This window comes from Streptomyces sp. NPDC102451, assembly GCF_044765485.1.
GTDB lineage: Bacteria > Actinomycetota > Actinomycetes > Streptomycetales > Streptomycetaceae > Streptomyces.
This window is the reverse complement of record NZ_JBIWKD010000009.1, coordinates 258238-273628: the sequence shown is the minus strand read 5'-3', so window position 1 is coordinate 273628 and position 15391 is coordinate 258238. Positions and strand designations below refer to the sequence as shown.

The following is a 15391-nucleotide window of genomic DNA, read 5'->3' as shown; positions in this document are numbered from 1 at the left end:
CGTGCAACCTTCCTCCCAGCTCACGGGTCTCCACGCTGTACGTCATGCCCGCACAGTGCGAAAGGTCCCCGTGCACCCGAAGAGTCTCATCGCCGCCCGGACCGGTGGTGCCATGTCCGCCGTCGTCCTCGGCAGCCTGCTGGTCTCCGCCCCGCAGGCGGCAGCCGCCGACGTCACCTGCTCGACCAACGTGTTCAAGCGGACGTTCTACAAGAACACGTCGTTCTCCGGAACCCCGGTGAGGACCGACTGCGACAGCGCCATCAACCAGAGCTGGTCCGGCGCCCCGGTCTCCGGCGTGCCGTCGAACAACTTCGGCGTCCGCTGGTCGGTGACCCGCGACTTCGGCTCCGGCGGCCCCTTCACCTTCACCGCCTCCGCCACCGACGGCGTCCGCGTCCACCTGGACGGCGTGCGCAAGATCGACCTGTGGAAGGGCACCGGTGACACCGCCCGCTCCAAGAGCGTCAACCTCACCGTCCCCTCCGGCAAGCACACCCTCCGCATCGACTACGTGAACTGGACCGGCGCCGCCAAGGTCAAGTACATGTACGCCCCCCGGACCTCGGCCACGTACGACAAGAAGAAGCCGCTCGCACCCACCGGCGTGAAGACCGCTTACAACACGACGACCCACAGGACGACCGTCTCCTGGTCGGCCAACAAGGAGATGGACCTGGCGAGTTACTCCCTCTACCGGCGGCCCGTCGGCTCCAGCACCTGGACGAAGGTCACCACGGGCACCGGCCGCAGCCACACCGACCCCTTCGTCAATCCCGACGACCGTACGCCGTACTACTACGAGGTCCGCGCCAAGGACAAGGCGGGCAACACCTCGTCGGGCAGCACGGACACCATCGTCCGTCCGCTTCCCGTCGTTCCCTCGCTGACCGGCACCTACGACAAGGCGACCGGCAAGGTCACCCTGAAGTGGCCCCTCAACACCGAGCCGCACTTCGACCGCTACACGGTCCTGAGCAACGACAAGGTGGAAGGGTCCTACGTCTGGGTCCCGCTGGGCACCACCAAGGGCAGCACCTGGACCACCGCCCCGGTCACCGCCGACGGCGAGACCCGCCACTACCGCGTCCTCGTGACCAACGACGGCGGCACCACCACCTACAACCCGGGCTGGCTCGACGCCACCGCCACCAACGAGCTCTGGCTCGACATCCCCGACGGCATCGCACCCGCCTACGCCCCCGAGCTGACCCTGGGCTCCTGCGCGAGCGGCATACAGGCGACGGCCACCGACTACACGCCGGCCCCGATCCGCGACTTCACCGGCTTCTCGATCGAGCGCCGCGCGGCGGGCACGGACACCTGGTCGGTCGTCCTGCACAAGGCCTACGATCCGCGCCTGGGCGCCACGGCCGGCGTGTGCGACCCGCTGCCCGCCGACGGGACCACCTACGAGTACCGGGCGCGTACCTATGACGCGGCCGGGAACTACTCGCCGTACAGCGAGATCCGTGCCCTGACCGTGCCGGTCGGCTGACGGCCACGGGGAGCACGCGGCTGAGGCCCCAGGGCTCGCCCGCTCCACGGAGAAGCCCCAGGCCGGCGGCCTGGGGCTTCTCCGTCGTCCGGACCCCGGGATGACCGGGCGACGGGATCCCGGGCGACATCGGGATCGAGGGTGGCCGGCAGCACGAGAAGCCGCACCACTGGGGAACGACGGCCGATCGGCCGCGCCGGGAACAGCTGGTCCGGCCGGCGCGGTTGCAATCGAGGGACCGGCGCCGCACGGGCGGGGAACTCGGAGACCACAGGGTCGTCCGCCCCACCAGGACCCGGGCCCAGGATCGCGGTACGCGCGCCGCACACTCGGATCACGACGTAGTTCTGCAGGAGGACTGTTTTCATGACTGACCGGCCCTTGACGCTCATGGCGGTACACGCCCACCCCGACGACGAGGCCACCGGAACCGGAGGGGTCCTCGCGCGGTACGCGGCGGAAGGCATCCGCACGGTTCTCGTGACCTGTACCGACGGCGGTTGCGGTGACGGAACGGGGGGTGCCAAGCCGGGCGACCCCGGGCACGATCCGGCGGCCGTCGCCTCGATGCGCCGCCGTGAGCTCGAGGCGAGCTGCGACGTCCTGAAGGTCAGCGACCTGGAGATGCTGGACTACGCCGACTCCGGGATGATCGGCTGGCCGAGCAACGACGCCCCCGGATCCTTCTGGCGGACCCCCGTGGAGGAGGGCGCCGCCCGACTCGCGGAACTCATGCGGCACTACCGGCCCGATGTGGTCGTCACCTACGACGAGAACGGCTTCTACGGCCACCCCGACCACATCCAGGCCCACCGCATCACGATGGCGGCGCTGGAGATGACCGAGCTGACACCGAAGGTGTACTGGACGACGATGCCCCGCTCGGCGATGCAGCGGTTCGGGGAGACCATGCGCGAGTTCGGCGAGGACATGCCGGAGCCGGATCCCGCCGAGGCCGCCGCGATGGCCGAGATCGGCCTCCCGGACGAGGAGATCACCACCTGGGTGGACACCACCGCGTTCAGCGGCCAGAAGTTCGATGCGCTGGCCGCGCACGCCAGTCAGGGCGAGAACATCTTCTTCCTCAAGATGGGCAAGGAGAGGTTCGGTGAGTTGATGGGCACGGAGACGTTCGTACGCGTCAAGGACGCCACCGGCGCGGCCGTACCCGAGACCGACCTCTTCGCCGGACTGCGCTGATCCCCCAGGTCCCATGCCGGTGTCCGGCACCGGCCCGGGCCTCACGTCCTGGCCTCACGAGCCGAGGCCCCTCCGGCAGCCGAAGCTGTCCGGAGGGGACCTGATCAGAGCCGGCAGCTGATCTCGAGGCCGTCCTCGACGGGGAACGTGACGCTCTGGTAGCCGTTGGCGGTGTCGCGGACGTGGTCGAGGTAGGGGGCCAGGTCCGGGAGGGCCTTCTTCCACATCCTGTCCGGACGCAGCGCGGACGACATCGACACCGGACAGCTCGCGGAGCAGTTCGTGCGCGCCCTGAGCCATGCGGGAGCCTGAGGCGCCCCGACACCGACGGCGGCGACCGTCGCACGCGCGCGGTGAAACATTTCCCGGCGGTCGGTGCATCTAGAGGGTGTAGGTGAGAGGGGGTGGCGGATGAGGCAGTCCAAGGAGGGCGCCTTCCGTGAGTTCGCGGAAGCCCGCATGGGTCATCTGTTCCGTTCGGCATGCCTGCTGACCGGCGGGGACACACATCTTGCAGAGGATCTCGTGCAGGGAGACGCTCGGCCGGATGTACGCGGTATGGGGGCGCACATCACGCGTCGGGAACCCGGCGGCGTACGCGCAGACCGTGCTGGTGCGGTGCTACCTCGGGCACCGGCGGCGCAGATCGTCCGGGGAAAGACCGAGCGGCGAACTGCCGGACCGCGCAGGGGAGTCGGCGGGGGACGCGTCCTTGAGGATGACGCTCCTCGACGCGTTGCGCGGTCTGCCGCCCAAGGACCGGGCGGTGATCGTGCTGCGTTACTGGGAGGACCGGTCGGTCACGGAGACGGCAGCCGCGCTGCACGTCAGTTCGGCTGCGGTACGCACCCGCAGTACCCGTGCGCTCGCCCGGCTGCGTGAGCAACTCCAGGGCTCCATCGGCGAGCTGGCCGCGCACTGAGCCGGCCGCATACCTCAATCTCTTCGTTCTTCTTCCCTTTTCTCCTTTCCACAGATGTGGGGACGGTGGTGGACGGCATGCACGGAAACAGTGCTCAGCGGGACCAGGACGCCTTCGAGGGCGAGCTCGGCGCGGCGATCAAACAGGCAGGAGAAGGGTTCTCCGTCACAGGACGGCCGCTGGTGGACGGCGGGGTCGTGCGCGGCCGTCGCCGGACGGTGCTGCGTCGCAGCGCCGCGGTGACCGGAAGCGTGGCTGCGCTGGCGGTGATCGGGTTGGGCGGGTCGTACGTCACGGGGGTAGGAGCGCAGTCCAAGGAGGACGTCGGCAGTGCACAGGAAGCGACGGGGCCCGTGTCCCCCGAGCAGCAGGTGATCAGGACGCTGACGGCTCTGCTGCCGGAAGCGAAGCTCAGCGAGCAGCCGAGCCCCGGCACCGGGTCGAAGGCCGCCCGGAAGTCCGCACACGCGTCGTCCGCCTCCGTGGTGTACGACGACGGCCACGGGAAGGCCGCGCTGTCGGTGAGCCTGAGCCGGCAGAACCCCGACCAGAAGCTGGGCGAGGGCGAGCTCTCCTGCCCGGACAAGAACCTGAGCGCGTTCGAGCACTGCTCCGCCACGACGCTGAAGGACGGCTCGCGCCTCGTGCTCTTCAAGGGCTGGGAGTACCCGGACCGGCGCGAGGAGACGCGGCTGTGGTCCGCAGACCTGCTGACGCCCGAGGGCTACCGGGTCTCGCTGTCCGAATGGAACGCGCCCACCGAGAAGGGCACTCCGGTCAGCCGTCCCGCCCCGCCACTGTCGACGGCCCGGATGAAGGCACTGGCCCAGGCCGAGGAGTGGCGTCCGATCGTCGAGGCCCTCCCCGAACCCGCGGAGCCGGTCCGCGAAGCGCCGGTTCCACAGGGTCGGAGCGGTGACGCGATCCTGGACGAGCTGACCGGGCTCCTCCCCGACGGCCTGACGGTGAAGGCGTCCGGGAAACAGGAGACGGAGTACGCCTACGTCGTGGTCGACGACGGCCAGGGCAAGAGCTTCGTGCAGATCAACGTCCAGCCGGGCATGTCCGACGTCGCGGCTGATCTCTTCGGCTCCGACGCGAAGGTCCTGGCGGACGGTACGAAGGTCGCCACGGAGCAGGGGCCGGGCGAGAAGGGCGGTGCCGGCGTGAAGATGAGGCAGGTCGACACGATCCGCCCGGACGGCCTCCGGGTGGCCATCTCCGCCTTCAACGCGGCGAACCAGAACGAGGCCGCCACCCGCGAGGAGCCCGCCCTCACCCTCGCCGAGCTGGAGAAGATCGCCACGAGCACGGTGTGGCAGAGCTGAGAGTGGGACGGATGGGTGCCGCAGAAGCCCCTGCGGCACCCGCACCGGTTCGCTACGGACGCGGCAGGACACCCACCGCGACACCGCGCCGGTACGGACGCGGCAGCACGCCCACCGCGACGCCGCGCCGGTGCGGGCGGCTCCCGCTCACCGCACGGGGAAGCCGAAGGAGTATCCCTGCTCCTTCAGCCAGGGCAGCACCTCGCGCAGAGCGGCCACGGTCTGGGAGCGTTCCCCTCCCGCATCGTGGAAGAGCACGGTCGGCCCGTTGGAGATCTCGCTCTTGACGGTGGCGACCATGGTGTCCACGCCGGGACGCTCGAAGTCCTTGGAATCGACGTTCCAGCCCAGCGGCCGCATGCCCCGGGACGCGGCGAGCTTTCGGCTGTACGGGGTGAAGGCACCGCCCGGCGCCCGGTAGTACTGCGGCCGGACCCCTCCGGACGCCTCGGTGATCATGCGTTCGGCATCCAGGATCTGCTGGGACTGGTATTCCTCGGACTTGGAATCCATGGCGGTGTCGTGCGAGATCGTGTGGTCACACAGCCGGTGCCCGTCCGCCACGACCTTCTTGACCAGGTCCGGGTACGCCTTGGCCTGCGTGCCCACCATGCAGAACGTGGCCTTCACACCGTTGTCCTTGAGCAGTTGCAGCACCTGCGGTGTCCAGATCGGGTCCGGTCCGTCGTCGATGGTGATGTTGACACCCCGGGCGCCGCGGTCCGAGGCGTGCGCGATGTCCGCCGCCACCTTCGTCACGCTCGGCGCCGAGACACGCGCCTGCGGCTGCTGCGCTCCGGCGGGGTCGGCCTGCGCGGTCCACACCGAGGTGGCGGCGGCCACCGCCGTCACGCCGAGTCCCGCCGCGAGAAGACGGCTGTGCCATCCTCTTCCCTTGTGCTTCGCCATGTCCGCCCGCCCCTTTGCTGCCTCCGCCGATGCCGTGCCCTCATCAAGCCATAGGAATGCCCGTACGAGGACCCCCTGTTACCGACCGCGGACGAACCCGCAGGAGGCCGACGACATACGCAGGGGTTCCGCCACATTTGCAGGCCGGAGGGCATGCGGCTGATCGTCCACGCCGAACGACGCTCCCCTGGAGCCCCGTTGCGCCCCGTCGGCGCCGACAGCACGGAGAAGAGCCCGTCAGCAAGCTGACGGGCTCCCGCGAAAGGTAGAGGATCAACCTGCCATCAGGTCAGATCGTCGGTGTGTCGTCGACGACCTCCTTGTGCGGCTCGACAACGAACTTCCAGCCGTCACTGGGCTCCAGGAACCGCACCCGGGTCGGGTAGATGTCCAGAGCCCGACGGTCGCGATTCTGGTTGTTCGTGTTCTTCCGCCCCCGCGCCGGCTCCTCGTACAGGTCGACCTTGACGTCGGGAACTTCGACGGTTTCCTCGCTCCAGCGCTGAACGATCCCGGCGCCGAACGCCTCCCGTGCGGCGGAGTAGAGCGCACCCAGCGATTCCTTGTTCCCGTCGGGCACGAAGAGCGCGAGGTTCAGGAGCACGCCCGCGCTCCGGAGGACCTCGATCTCCTCCCCTGCCTTGTCGGCGACCCAGATCCCGCGCTCCTCGAGGTTGTCAGGGAGGACATGGACCTCCTCGCCGAAGACAGTCCTCGCGGTGAAGGACCCTCCCTCGAAATTCTTACCCGGCTCCGTGAGGAAAGCCGGAGCGCAGCAGTCGAGAGGAAGGCCATTCGTCTCCGCCGATACGAAGATGGCGTCCTGGAGACCCAATTCCGAAACCTCTTCGGCCGTAAGACGTCGAGCCGTGACCTTCTCGGTGTTCACGCCATTCCCCTTTTTTCGCGGCGTCCTGTGAATTCATTAGGACTATACCACGGAACGAACAGCCACTTTCCTTGCGCACGCCTTCGCACCCACGGCAGGGAAGCTAATTCCGGGCCCACGGGCAAATGCACGTCACCCCGGAGCCGAATCGCCATTCCGGCGCCCTTTCGAGCAGGTCAGCCCGCCAAGTGCAGCGCGGACGCCAGACGTTGAACGGCGCGCCCGCAGCGGCCGGATATTCTCCGGACGACCACCGAACCACACGTAAGAGCACCGAGGTCCACCATATCGGCCCGGGCCCCTTTTATTATCGGGGCGGCTTGCACACGGCGCCGGGCCCCGTAAATCGTACCGCCCGGATCCGGGCCCACATGTATTGGCAATGCATGCGGAAGTCCGGGCCGAGCGGACCGTGCGCAGGATTCGCCCGATAAGCGATTATCGGTGGCGGTTCATCCTGACCGAGGCATACGCGACGACTGACGCACCCCGCCGCCGCGCCCCTCCCGTCGGCCCGAGCCGTCACGCCGGTAGTCTCATCTGGCCGCTGTCGTGGGTGGGGGGACGCACAAATGGAACGAGCACGCGCGGAACGCTCGCGCCCGGACGGGACGCGCCGGATCGGCCCGTACCACCTCGTCACCCGCCTCGATCCGAGCGGGCCGGGCCAACCACCGGTCCCCGAGAGCCGGTTCATCGGGCGCAGCGCGGACGGTGACCGTACGGTACTCATCAGCACGCCGCTCGACGGCACCGATCCGGAGCGCTTCCGCGTCGAGGCAGACGCCGGACGCCGGCTCCTCGGACCGTGGGTACTGCCCGTCACCGAGCTCGCCGCGCCGTCGGAGACCGCCTGGTACGCCTCTCCTTACCTTCCCGTACTCCCGCTCCCGGTCGCGCTCGCCGTGCACGGCGGCCCGCTGCCCGAGCGCACGGTCCGAGCCCTGGGCGCAGCCCTCGCCGAGACCCTCGCGGGGGCGCACGCCATCGGCATCACGCACGCCGGTCTGTCCCCCGCTTCCGTACTCCTGGCCTGGGACGGGCCGCGCCTGACCTGCTTCGGCGCGGTCCGCGCGGCGGCCCCAGACGGCGAGCGGCGCACCGGCCTGCCCGGACTGGAACCGGGCAGCCTGGCCCCCGAGCAGGCGTCGGGCGGCCGGCCCCGGCCGGCCGGTGACCTCTACGGGCTGGGTGCGGTCCTGGCGTATGCCGCGACCGGCCACTCGGTCCCGGACTCCGCGGAACTCCCGAACTCCCTTCGCGCGCTGGTCGCGCACTGCCTGACGCGCGACGCCGCCGGCCGCCCGACCGCCCCCGAGGCACTGAACGCACTGGCCGGGGTGGCGTCCACCCCCATGGCGACGGTCCTGGACTCAGCCGGTGTGCTGCTGGGACAGGGCTGGCTGCCGAGCCGGGTGGTCGCGGCCCTGGCTCGCCAGTCCGCGGAGGTCCTCGCCGCGGAAGTCCGTACTCCGATCCCACGGACAGCAAGGATCTGACGCGATGCTCTCCCCTCTGACCCATGACGATCCGGTCGGGCTGGCAGGCTTCCGGCTGCTCGCACGGCTGGGCCACGGCGGCATGGGAACCGTCTACCTGGCTCGTTCGGCCGGCGGCCGCACCGTCGCTCTGAAGACGATGCACGCGTCCATCGCGACCGACCCGGCGTCGCGCACCCGCTTCCGCCTGGAGACGGACGCGGCACGCATCATCGGCGGCCACCACGGCGCCGCCGTCGTCGACGCCGACCCACTGGCGCCCACCCCCTGGCTCGCCACCGAATACGTCCTCGGCCCGCCGCTGGACGACGCCGTCGCCCTCTGCGGCCCGCTGCCGGAGGAGTCCGTACGCGCCCTGGGCGCCGCGCTCGCCGGAGCCCTCGCCCAACTCCACACCTCCGACGTCGTGCACCGCGACCTGAAGCCGTCCAACGTGATGGTCACCGCATACGGCCCGAAGATCATCGACTTCGGTATCGCCCACGCCCAGGGCGACGTCCACCTCACCCACACCGGGGCGGCCGCCGGAACCCCTGCCTTCATGTCCCCCGAGCAGGCCACCGGCCAGGAACACACCTCCGCAGGCGACGTGTTCGCCCTCGCCGGTGTCCTCGTCCACGCCGCCACCGGCCACGGCCCCTTCGGTTCCGGGCAGCCGGCCGACCTCCTCTACCGCGTCCGCTACGCCGACCCGGATCTCACCGGCCTCCCCCAGGCCCTGGCCCCGGTCCTCGGCGACTGCCTGGCCAAGGACCCCGGCCGGCGGCCCACCACACATGAACTCCTCGCCCGACTCCACAGCGGTGAAGGTCATTTCGCCGACCATCTGCCCGATGCGCTGCTGACGGAGATAGCCCGGCGGGCATCCGAGGTCTGGCTGCACCGGCCCGAGCGGCTTCCCGCTCCGGCCGATCACGCGACCGCCGAGACCGTCCCGGCCGTCACCGCTCGCGGCTTGAGCCGCCGCAAGCTCTTCACCATCGGCGGCGGCTCGCTGCTCGCCACGACGGCGATCGGCGCGGGTGCGTGGGCATGGACACGGGAGCGGGGCTCCGGCACGCCGAAGTCCACGGACCCGGCCGGCCCTCCCGCGGCTCTGTGGCGAAGAAACATCACGACGGCGGCACCCGCCGAGCTGGGACGTCCCCTGGTGGTGGGCGACAAGCTGATCGTGACCACCGGGGACGGGGTGAGCGCCGTCGAGGCGTCGAGCGGGCAGAACCTCTGGTCAGGCAATCCGGTGCTGAGTTCCTGGGACGTGGCCACGGACGGAACGAATCTCTTCGCGGTGGACTACTCCCTGTACCCGAGAGAAGGACTGCGCATCGCGCAGATCGACCTCGACGACGGAACTCTGATGGATCCGGCCGTCACCGAGAAGGCGTACAACGGGAAGCTGCTGAACAATCAGCTCCTCTGCGTCGACGGTGACGTCGCCTGGCTGCTCACCGCGCGGGTGCGTGCGGAGGACACCGACGAGTCGAGCGGCATCGGCCCCGACCGGGGGTGGCTCATCGCCTCCTTCTCGCTCTCGACGGGCAAGAGGCGCTCCGAGCTGATCCTGGACGAGGCCATACCCGAGGAATACCCCTGGGTGACCGGTGCGCGCGCCATCGGGTCGAGCCTGATCCTCTTCTTCCGTACGGAGTCCGGTGGGGTCGACGTGCTCGTCTGCGACATGCGCACGGGGACCGGCGTATGGCGGGCGCCGCTCGACATCAATGCCGACGATGCCGCCCGCAGTCCCCTCGCCGTGGACGACAAGCACCTCTACACCGCGTCGGACGCCGTACGGGCGCGGCGCGTGTCCGACGGCGAGAAGGCCTGGACGTACCAGGGGACGAACGTGACCGCGTACGGCCCTCCCACGGTGAAGGACGGCGTCGTCTACGCGGTGGAGGGAGTGGGGGCGTGCGGTCTCGTCGCCATCAGCGCGGACACCGGGGCCCTCCTGTGGCGGGAGAAGAACCCCGTGGCGTCCGGGCACGAGCTGAAGGTGGCACCCACCGTCGACGGCACGTACGTCTACAAGCACTGCGCGGCAGGGCTGCGCGCCATCGACCTCCGGACCCACGAGACCGCCTGGCTCCACCCGGAGAGCCTCGACAGGTTCAGCGCCCTGATCGCAGCGGGGCTTCTCATCGGGCTCGGGGAGGGTCCCGTGGTCGCCCTTCCGCTGGACTCCCCGGCCCCTGCCTCCTCGTAGGCTCCCCACACCATGAAGGGCTCGGTTCACACCATGCAACCTCTCAGTTTCGGCGACCCGATCCGGCTGGGTCCGTACCGCATCGCCGGAGTGCTCGGCGAAGGCGGCATGGGCAAGGTGTACGTGGGCCAGGACGGTTCGGGCCGGCTCGCGGCCGTCAAGGTGCTGCGTCCTGAACTCGCGCACAACCGCGACCTCGCCCAGCGGTTCCTCCGCGAGGCCCGGACCGCGCAGGCGGTGACCAGCACCGGCGTGGCCCGTGTCGTCGGTTCGCAGACCGAGGGCGGACGCCCCTGGATCGCCACCGAGTATCTGTCGGGGCCGACGCTGCAGCAGGCGGTCACGGCTCACGGGCCCCTGGACGAAGCGGGGGTACGCGCGCTGGCGGGCGCCCTGGCCTCGACCCTGCAGGAGATCCACGCGTCGGGGCTGATCCACCGCGACCTCAAGCCGGCCAATATCGTGCTCACCTCCTCGGGGCCCCGCGTCATCGACTTCGGTATCGCACGCCCCGAGCACGGCCTCACCCTCACCACCACGGGCCAGGCACCGGCGACCCCTGGGTACGGAGCACCTGAACAGGTCCTGGGCCGACGTGTCGGCCCGTCGGCCGACGTGTTCTCCCTCGGTGCGGTGCTGGTGTACGCGGCAACCGGCAGGCAGGCGTACGAAGGTGCGCACGTCGCGGCGGTCCAGTACGAGGTGGTGCACGGAAGCCCCGCCCTCCACACGGTGCCGGAGGCGCTCCGCCCCCTCATCGCCCCCTGCCTGGCCAAGGAGCCCGCCCACCGGCCGCTCCCCTCGTCGGTCATCCAGGCATTCGCACCCCCTCGCGGTGCGGACCGGTTGTGGAGGAGAGGCACTCTCGGCCGGCAGATCAAGGAGCACGAGACCCGGACGAATACGCTCACCGGTGCCGCGGGCACCACTGTTGCGGCGGCGAAGCCGTCGCGGCGGCGCTTCCTCACCTCGCTCGCCGGCGGCGGAGCGGTACTGGCACTGGGCGGAGGCGCGGCGGCCTGGTGGCTGACCAGGGGGCCCGAGCTGCCCGCTGCCGCGGACGCCGCACCGGCGGAGCGGCTGACTTCCGGTGAGTACGAGCGGGGCGCGCCACCCCAGCCACTCTGGGGGCCGCTGGAGGTGGCCTCCCGGAGCGCGTCCATGCTGCTGCCGGTGCGCGATGTCGTCGTGTTCGCCGGCCCGTCGGAAGGGCTTGCCGCACACAGGGTGACGGACGGCCGACGTAAGTGGACGCTTCCGAAGGTGTCGCCGTCGGCGGGCTTCCTGCGGCTGACCGCCGAGCAGTTCGTGGCGGCCGATGCCGGCGGCAATGTCCTGGCCCACGACGCGTCCACCGGTGAGTTCCGGTGGAGCGTCCCGGCGAAGGCGGAGAAACTGCTGACCACCGCGCCCGACGCGGCGCTCGTGTACGTACTGACGAAGGACGGTGAGATCGCTGCGGTCGACACCGAGGACCGCGAGATCCGCTGGACCGGGGAGGCCCCCGCGGGCATCACCGTCGATCCGGCGGCGGTGGCGGCTGCCGGGGCCGGCCGGCTGGTCGTCTGCACCGCGGACGGGCACTACTTCGCCCTCGACTCCGCCGACGGCCGCAACGCCTGGCAGCTGGACGGCCATGCCGGGACGGCGCTGACCCCCGCCGTCGAGGAGCGACTCGTCCACGTCGGCGGGAAGTCGCTCCTGGCACTCGACCTGGAGAGCGGCGACGAGGTGTGGTCCGCGGCTTCGCACTCGTTGGACCCCGATCAGAACGGATGGGGCTCTCCCGCGATCACCGGCGACCACGTCGCCGCCATCGACGACGGGCGTCTCTACCGGGTCGACAAGGCATCCGGTACCGAGGGCGGATACCTCGCCTGGCCGGACGGCACCCTTCCGTCCCGCACACCGCCGGTCGTCCAGGGCCGTTCCGTCTGGGTCATCGAGGGGGGCTCCTCCTCAGGTGTATCGGCCTTCATGAACTTCCCGGGCGACGAATCGGACAGCGACCTCATGTGGACCTACGAACCCGAATCGGAAGGCCCCTGGCACATGGCCGCTGCGGGCAACCGGGTGTTCCTGCTGAACAAGGGGTCGGTCGTCGCCCTTCCGGTGTTCTGACCTGCGCCCGTCGAGTACCGGCCCGGCTCCGGCCGCTCAGGCGCTGCGATTCCGGGCGGGCCACGTGTGTGTGCCTACCTCTACCCTGGGCCGGCCAGGTACTCGATGGACCATCAGTCAAGGAACGGGGCGTGCGGTGACGGCGGGGGAAGAGAACGGCAGGAGGCGAAGGTGACGGCGGACAGGTAGACCAGCGACTCGGCTCCGCTCATGGGCCGTCGGTCCTGTTGTCCCAGGACGAGGGTGACGAAGTAGATGGCGGGCCAGGGGTTGAGCGCGGTCAGCGAGAGATAGGTGACGTAGGCCCGCAGCGGGGTGATCCGGCGCTGGGCCGGGGTGTCCGCGGCGTCGCCGGGCCCGCGTCGCAGGGCTCCGGCGAGGATGCGTGCGGCCATGACGGCGAGGATCGCGAACGCCGCCCACCGCAGCGGCCCCAGCACCGGCCGCACGACCGCCACCAGCGCGCTGCCCCCGAGTACGGCCGCCACCGCGTAACCGGCGTCGGCGGTGGCCGCGCCGAACGCCGCCGCTGCACCCGTCCGAAGCGATGTCGCGGCCGTCATGTTCACCATCAGCACCGCGACGGCCCCGACGGGGACCGCGAGACCGTACCCGGCGAGCAGGCCGACGACGACCGTGCCGGTCATGAGACGGCCCCACCGCGTACGGACACCTGATCCGGCCCGCTGGGCGCACCGGGCCTCCTGCCCGACTCCACAGCAGCGCCGCCGAGTCGGCGTCCGGTGGCGGCGGCCGCGTCAGTGAGTACCTCGTCGTCGATCATGGTTCGGCTGCTCCTTCGAAGGGCGCGGACATCGCCGCCGCAGCCGGTCCCACGACCGCCCCGGCGGCGACAAACGGGCCGAGCGGCCCGGTCACGGACCAGGCTGCGGGGCTACGATCGTGCGCGGCCATCGAAGATTCGTGCACGGAATCATGTGAGGGCATTACATGATCGACCCGCGTCTGCAGACCCTCCGCGTCCTTGCCGAGACCGGCACCGTCACCGCCACGGCCGAGTCCCTGCACCTCACCCCGTCCACCGTCTCCCAGCAGTTGCGCCGTCTCTCCGCCGAGCTGAACGTGCGTCTGCTCGAACCGCAGGGGCGCCGGGTCCGGCTCACGCCGGCCGCCCGCACCCTCATCGAGCATGCGGACGCGTTGCACGCGCAGTGGGAGCGAGCCGTCGCCGACCTCGCCGGCCACCGGGACAACGGCCCGGGCGAGCTGCGCGTCACCTCGGTGGCGACGGCGCTCGGCACGCTGGTGGTGCCGGCCATGGCCCGGCTGCTCTCCTGGCATCCGGGGATGACGTACTACCTCGGCGAGGACCCGGAGGCCGACCGCTTCCGGATGCTGCTGACCCGCGAGCGCGACATCGCCGTCGTCATCCCCGTCCCGGGCACACCGCCCTCCGACGACGAACGCTTCGAACAGCACCTCCTCCTCCAGGAACCGCAGGACCTCCTGGTGCCGCGGGGGCACCGGTTCGCCGGCCGGACCGCGGTCGAGCTGCACGAGGCCGCCACGGAGACCTGGCTCCGCGCGGGCGACCCCCGCGACCAGCACCTGCTGCTCACCTCGGCCTGCGCCGCGGCCGGTTTCTCGCCCCGTGTCACCCACAACGCCGTCGACTGGTCCGCGACCGCCGCCCTGGTCGCGGGCGGTCACGGCATCTGCCTGCTGCCGCGCCTCGCGACGTTCCCGCGGAGCGATGTGCTCGTACGCGTACCGCTGGCCGGCGACGTCGTGCCGACACGGCGGCTGGTCGCGTTCGTGCGACGGGGCGGTGGGCGCACGCCCCTGGTCAGGGACGGTCTGCGGGCGCTGCGGGAGGCGGCGGCGGAGAGGCCCTGACTGCCGGTCTCGCGCTTCGGCCCGGGAGGCCCGGGAGGCCCGGAAGGCCCGGGAGCGGCTTCTTCCGGCCGGTTCCGGGCCCGGCCGGGGTGTTTCGCGAACAGCCGGGGCGGCGGCCGCGCAGAGTGGTCCGTATGACGACACCCGCAGAGCTGCTCCGCTCCCTCGCCCGCACCCGTGCCTCGCTCGACGGCGAGGAGGTCACGTACTGGTGGTCGGGAGACGTGTACTCCTGGGCCCCGGACGAGCCCTACCAGCGCGTCTTCGGCTTCGAGGGGCTCAACGTCGCCCGTCTCGTCCAGGACGCCGACGCCGGCCCGGACGCCTACCAACTGCTCACCCGGGAGGCCGCGTTCTACCTGGACCCCGCCACCCGCGAGATCCTGGAGAGCTGGCAGGACCTGCCCGTGGTGCACGTCTGGAACGACCCGGCGAACCAGAGGTGGCGCCCCTTCCCGGTCCCGACGACCGAGCTCGGCGGGCAGGTCTGCTTCAGCCTGGAGATCCCGCTCTCCTACCCCTCGCCGCTGCCGGTCGCGCAGTACCCCGTCCACTCGGCGGGCGACACATACAAGGCCCTGGAGCTCTTCCAGTTCTTCGCCGACCGCGCCGACCTGGCCGGCCCGGCGCCCAGCGTCCCGGCCACCATGTCGTGGACCCGGATGTCCCCGTGGCTCCCCTGGATGGCCCGGGGTCAGCGGCCCGGCGGCCTCACCTTCCACTGCCGGGGCCGCAAGCTCGGCTCGTACGCCGAGGTCCCCGAGCGGACCCGGGCCTACATCGCGGACCACCACCCGGAGTTCGCCCACGCCCCGGAGAAGTGGAGCGAGCCGAACGAGACCAGCTGGACGTACTTCCGGAAGCTCAACCCGCCGCAGTGACTGCCGCGCCCGGCCGTCGGCAGCGCAAACAGCCCTACCGCGTACGCCAGTTATTGACCGATCGTTCTGCAATGGAATAGG

General features: G+C 70.8%; 13 protein-coding genes and 1 pseudogene. 9 read left to right on the top strand and 5 right to left on the bottom strand.

Features of this window, described 5'->3' with window-relative positions:
• The first annotated feature begins 70 nt into the window (after positions 1-70).
• Together ACIRD8_RS22315 and ACIRD8_RS22310 are read left to right on the top strand one after the other, a co-directional pair.
• Positions 71-1498, top strand: a complete 1428-nt coding sequence (locus tag ACIRD8_RS22315) for a fibronectin type III domain-containing protein (protein ID WP_403994117.1) — start codon at positions 71-73, stop codon at positions 1496-1498.
• Between the two features lie 366 nt (positions 1499-1864).
• The gene (locus ACIRD8_RS22310) at positions 1865-2698 is read left to right on the top strand and encodes a PIG-L family deacetylase (RefSeq protein WP_403994114.1); all 834 of its coding nucleotides are present in this window, start codon (positions 1865-1867) and stop codon (positions 2696-2698) included.
• 104 nt (positions 2699-2802) lie between these two features.
• Here the strand turns inward: ACIRD8_RS22310 and ACIRD8_RS22305 are convergent, their stop codons facing one another.
• Positions 2803-3060, bottom strand: coding sequence for a hypothetical protein (locus ACIRD8_RS22305; RefSeq protein ID WP_403994111.1), 258 nt, complete (start codon positions 3058-3060; stop codon positions 2803-2805).
• 49 nt (positions 3061-3109) lie between these two features.
• Here ACIRD8_RS22305 and ACIRD8_RS22300 point away from each other — a divergent pair.
• Positions 3110-3620 (top strand): annotated as a pseudogene (locus ACIRD8_RS22300) (SigE family RNA polymerase sigma factor).
• A gap of 77 nt (positions 3621-3697) precedes the next feature.
• Positions 3698-4948: a hypothetical protein gene (locus ACIRD8_RS22295; protein ID WP_403994109.1), complete on the top strand. Its 1251-nt coding sequence runs from the start codon at positions 3698-3700 to the stop codon at positions 4946-4948.
• A gap of 147 nt (positions 4949-5095) precedes the next feature.
• Here ACIRD8_RS22295 and ACIRD8_RS22290 read toward each other — a convergent pair whose 3' ends face one another.
• A complete protein-coding gene (locus tag ACIRD8_RS22290; RefSeq protein ID WP_403994106.1) occupies positions 5096-5857 on the bottom strand; it encodes a polysaccharide deacetylase family protein in 762 nt (253 codons plus the stop codon).
• A gap of 289 nt (positions 5858-6146) precedes the next feature.
• Complete coding sequence (locus ACIRD8_RS22285; protein ID WP_403994103.1) at positions 6147-6746, bottom strand: hypothetical protein; 600 nt, start codon at positions 6744-6746, stop codon at positions 6147-6149.
• Positions 6747-7318: 572 nt separating this feature from the next.
• Here ACIRD8_RS22285 and ACIRD8_RS22280 point away from each other — a divergent pair.
• The 3 genes from ACIRD8_RS22280 to ACIRD8_RS22270 are packed head-to-tail and all read left to right on the top strand — an operon-like array spanning position 7319 to position 12572.
• Positions 7319-8245: a serine/threonine protein kinase gene (locus ACIRD8_RS22280; RefSeq protein WP_403994100.1), complete on the top strand. Its 927-nt coding sequence runs from the start codon at positions 7319-7321 to the stop codon at positions 8243-8245.
• Between the two features lie 4 nt (positions 8246-8249).
• Positions 8250-10451, top strand: a complete 2202-nt coding sequence (locus ACIRD8_RS22275) for a protein kinase (RefSeq protein ID WP_403994097.1) — start codon at positions 8250-8252, stop codon at positions 10449-10451.
• 33 nt (positions 10452-10484) lie between these two features.
• Positions 10485-12572, top strand: a complete 2088-nt coding sequence (locus ACIRD8_RS22270) for a serine/threonine-protein kinase (RefSeq protein ID WP_403994095.1) — start codon at positions 10485-10487, stop codon at positions 12570-12572.
• 113 nt (positions 12573-12685) lie between these two features.
• Here ACIRD8_RS22270 and ACIRD8_RS22265 read toward each other — a convergent pair whose 3' ends face one another.
• On the bottom strand, positions 12686-13219 hold the full coding sequence (locus ACIRD8_RS22265; protein WP_403994092.1) for a LysE family transporter: 534 nt from the start codon (positions 13217-13219) through the stop codon (positions 12686-12688).
• On the bottom strand, positions 13216-13356 hold the full coding sequence (locus tag ACIRD8_RS22260; protein ID WP_403994090.1) for a hypothetical protein: 141 nt from the start codon (positions 13354-13356) through the stop codon (positions 13216-13218). Before ACIRD8_RS22260 ends, ACIRD8_RS22265 begins: the two co-directional genes overlap by 4 nt.
• 167 nt (positions 13357-13523) lie before the next feature.
• Between ACIRD8_RS22260 and ACIRD8_RS22255 the strand changes: the two genes are divergently transcribed.
• Both ACIRD8_RS22255 and ACIRD8_RS22250 read left to right on the top strand, forming a co-directional pair.
• The gene (locus tag ACIRD8_RS22255) at positions 13524-14429 is read left to right on the top strand and encodes a LysR family transcriptional regulator (RefSeq protein WP_403994087.1); all 906 of its coding nucleotides are present in this window, start codon (positions 13524-13526) and stop codon (positions 14427-14429) included.
• 134 nt (positions 14430-14563) lie between these two features.
• Positions 14564-15310: a DUF1838 family protein gene (locus ACIRD8_RS22250; protein ID WP_403994084.1), complete on the top strand. Its 747-nt coding sequence runs from the start codon at positions 14564-14566 to the stop codon at positions 15308-15310.
• Positions 15311-15391 lie beyond the last annotated feature (81 nt).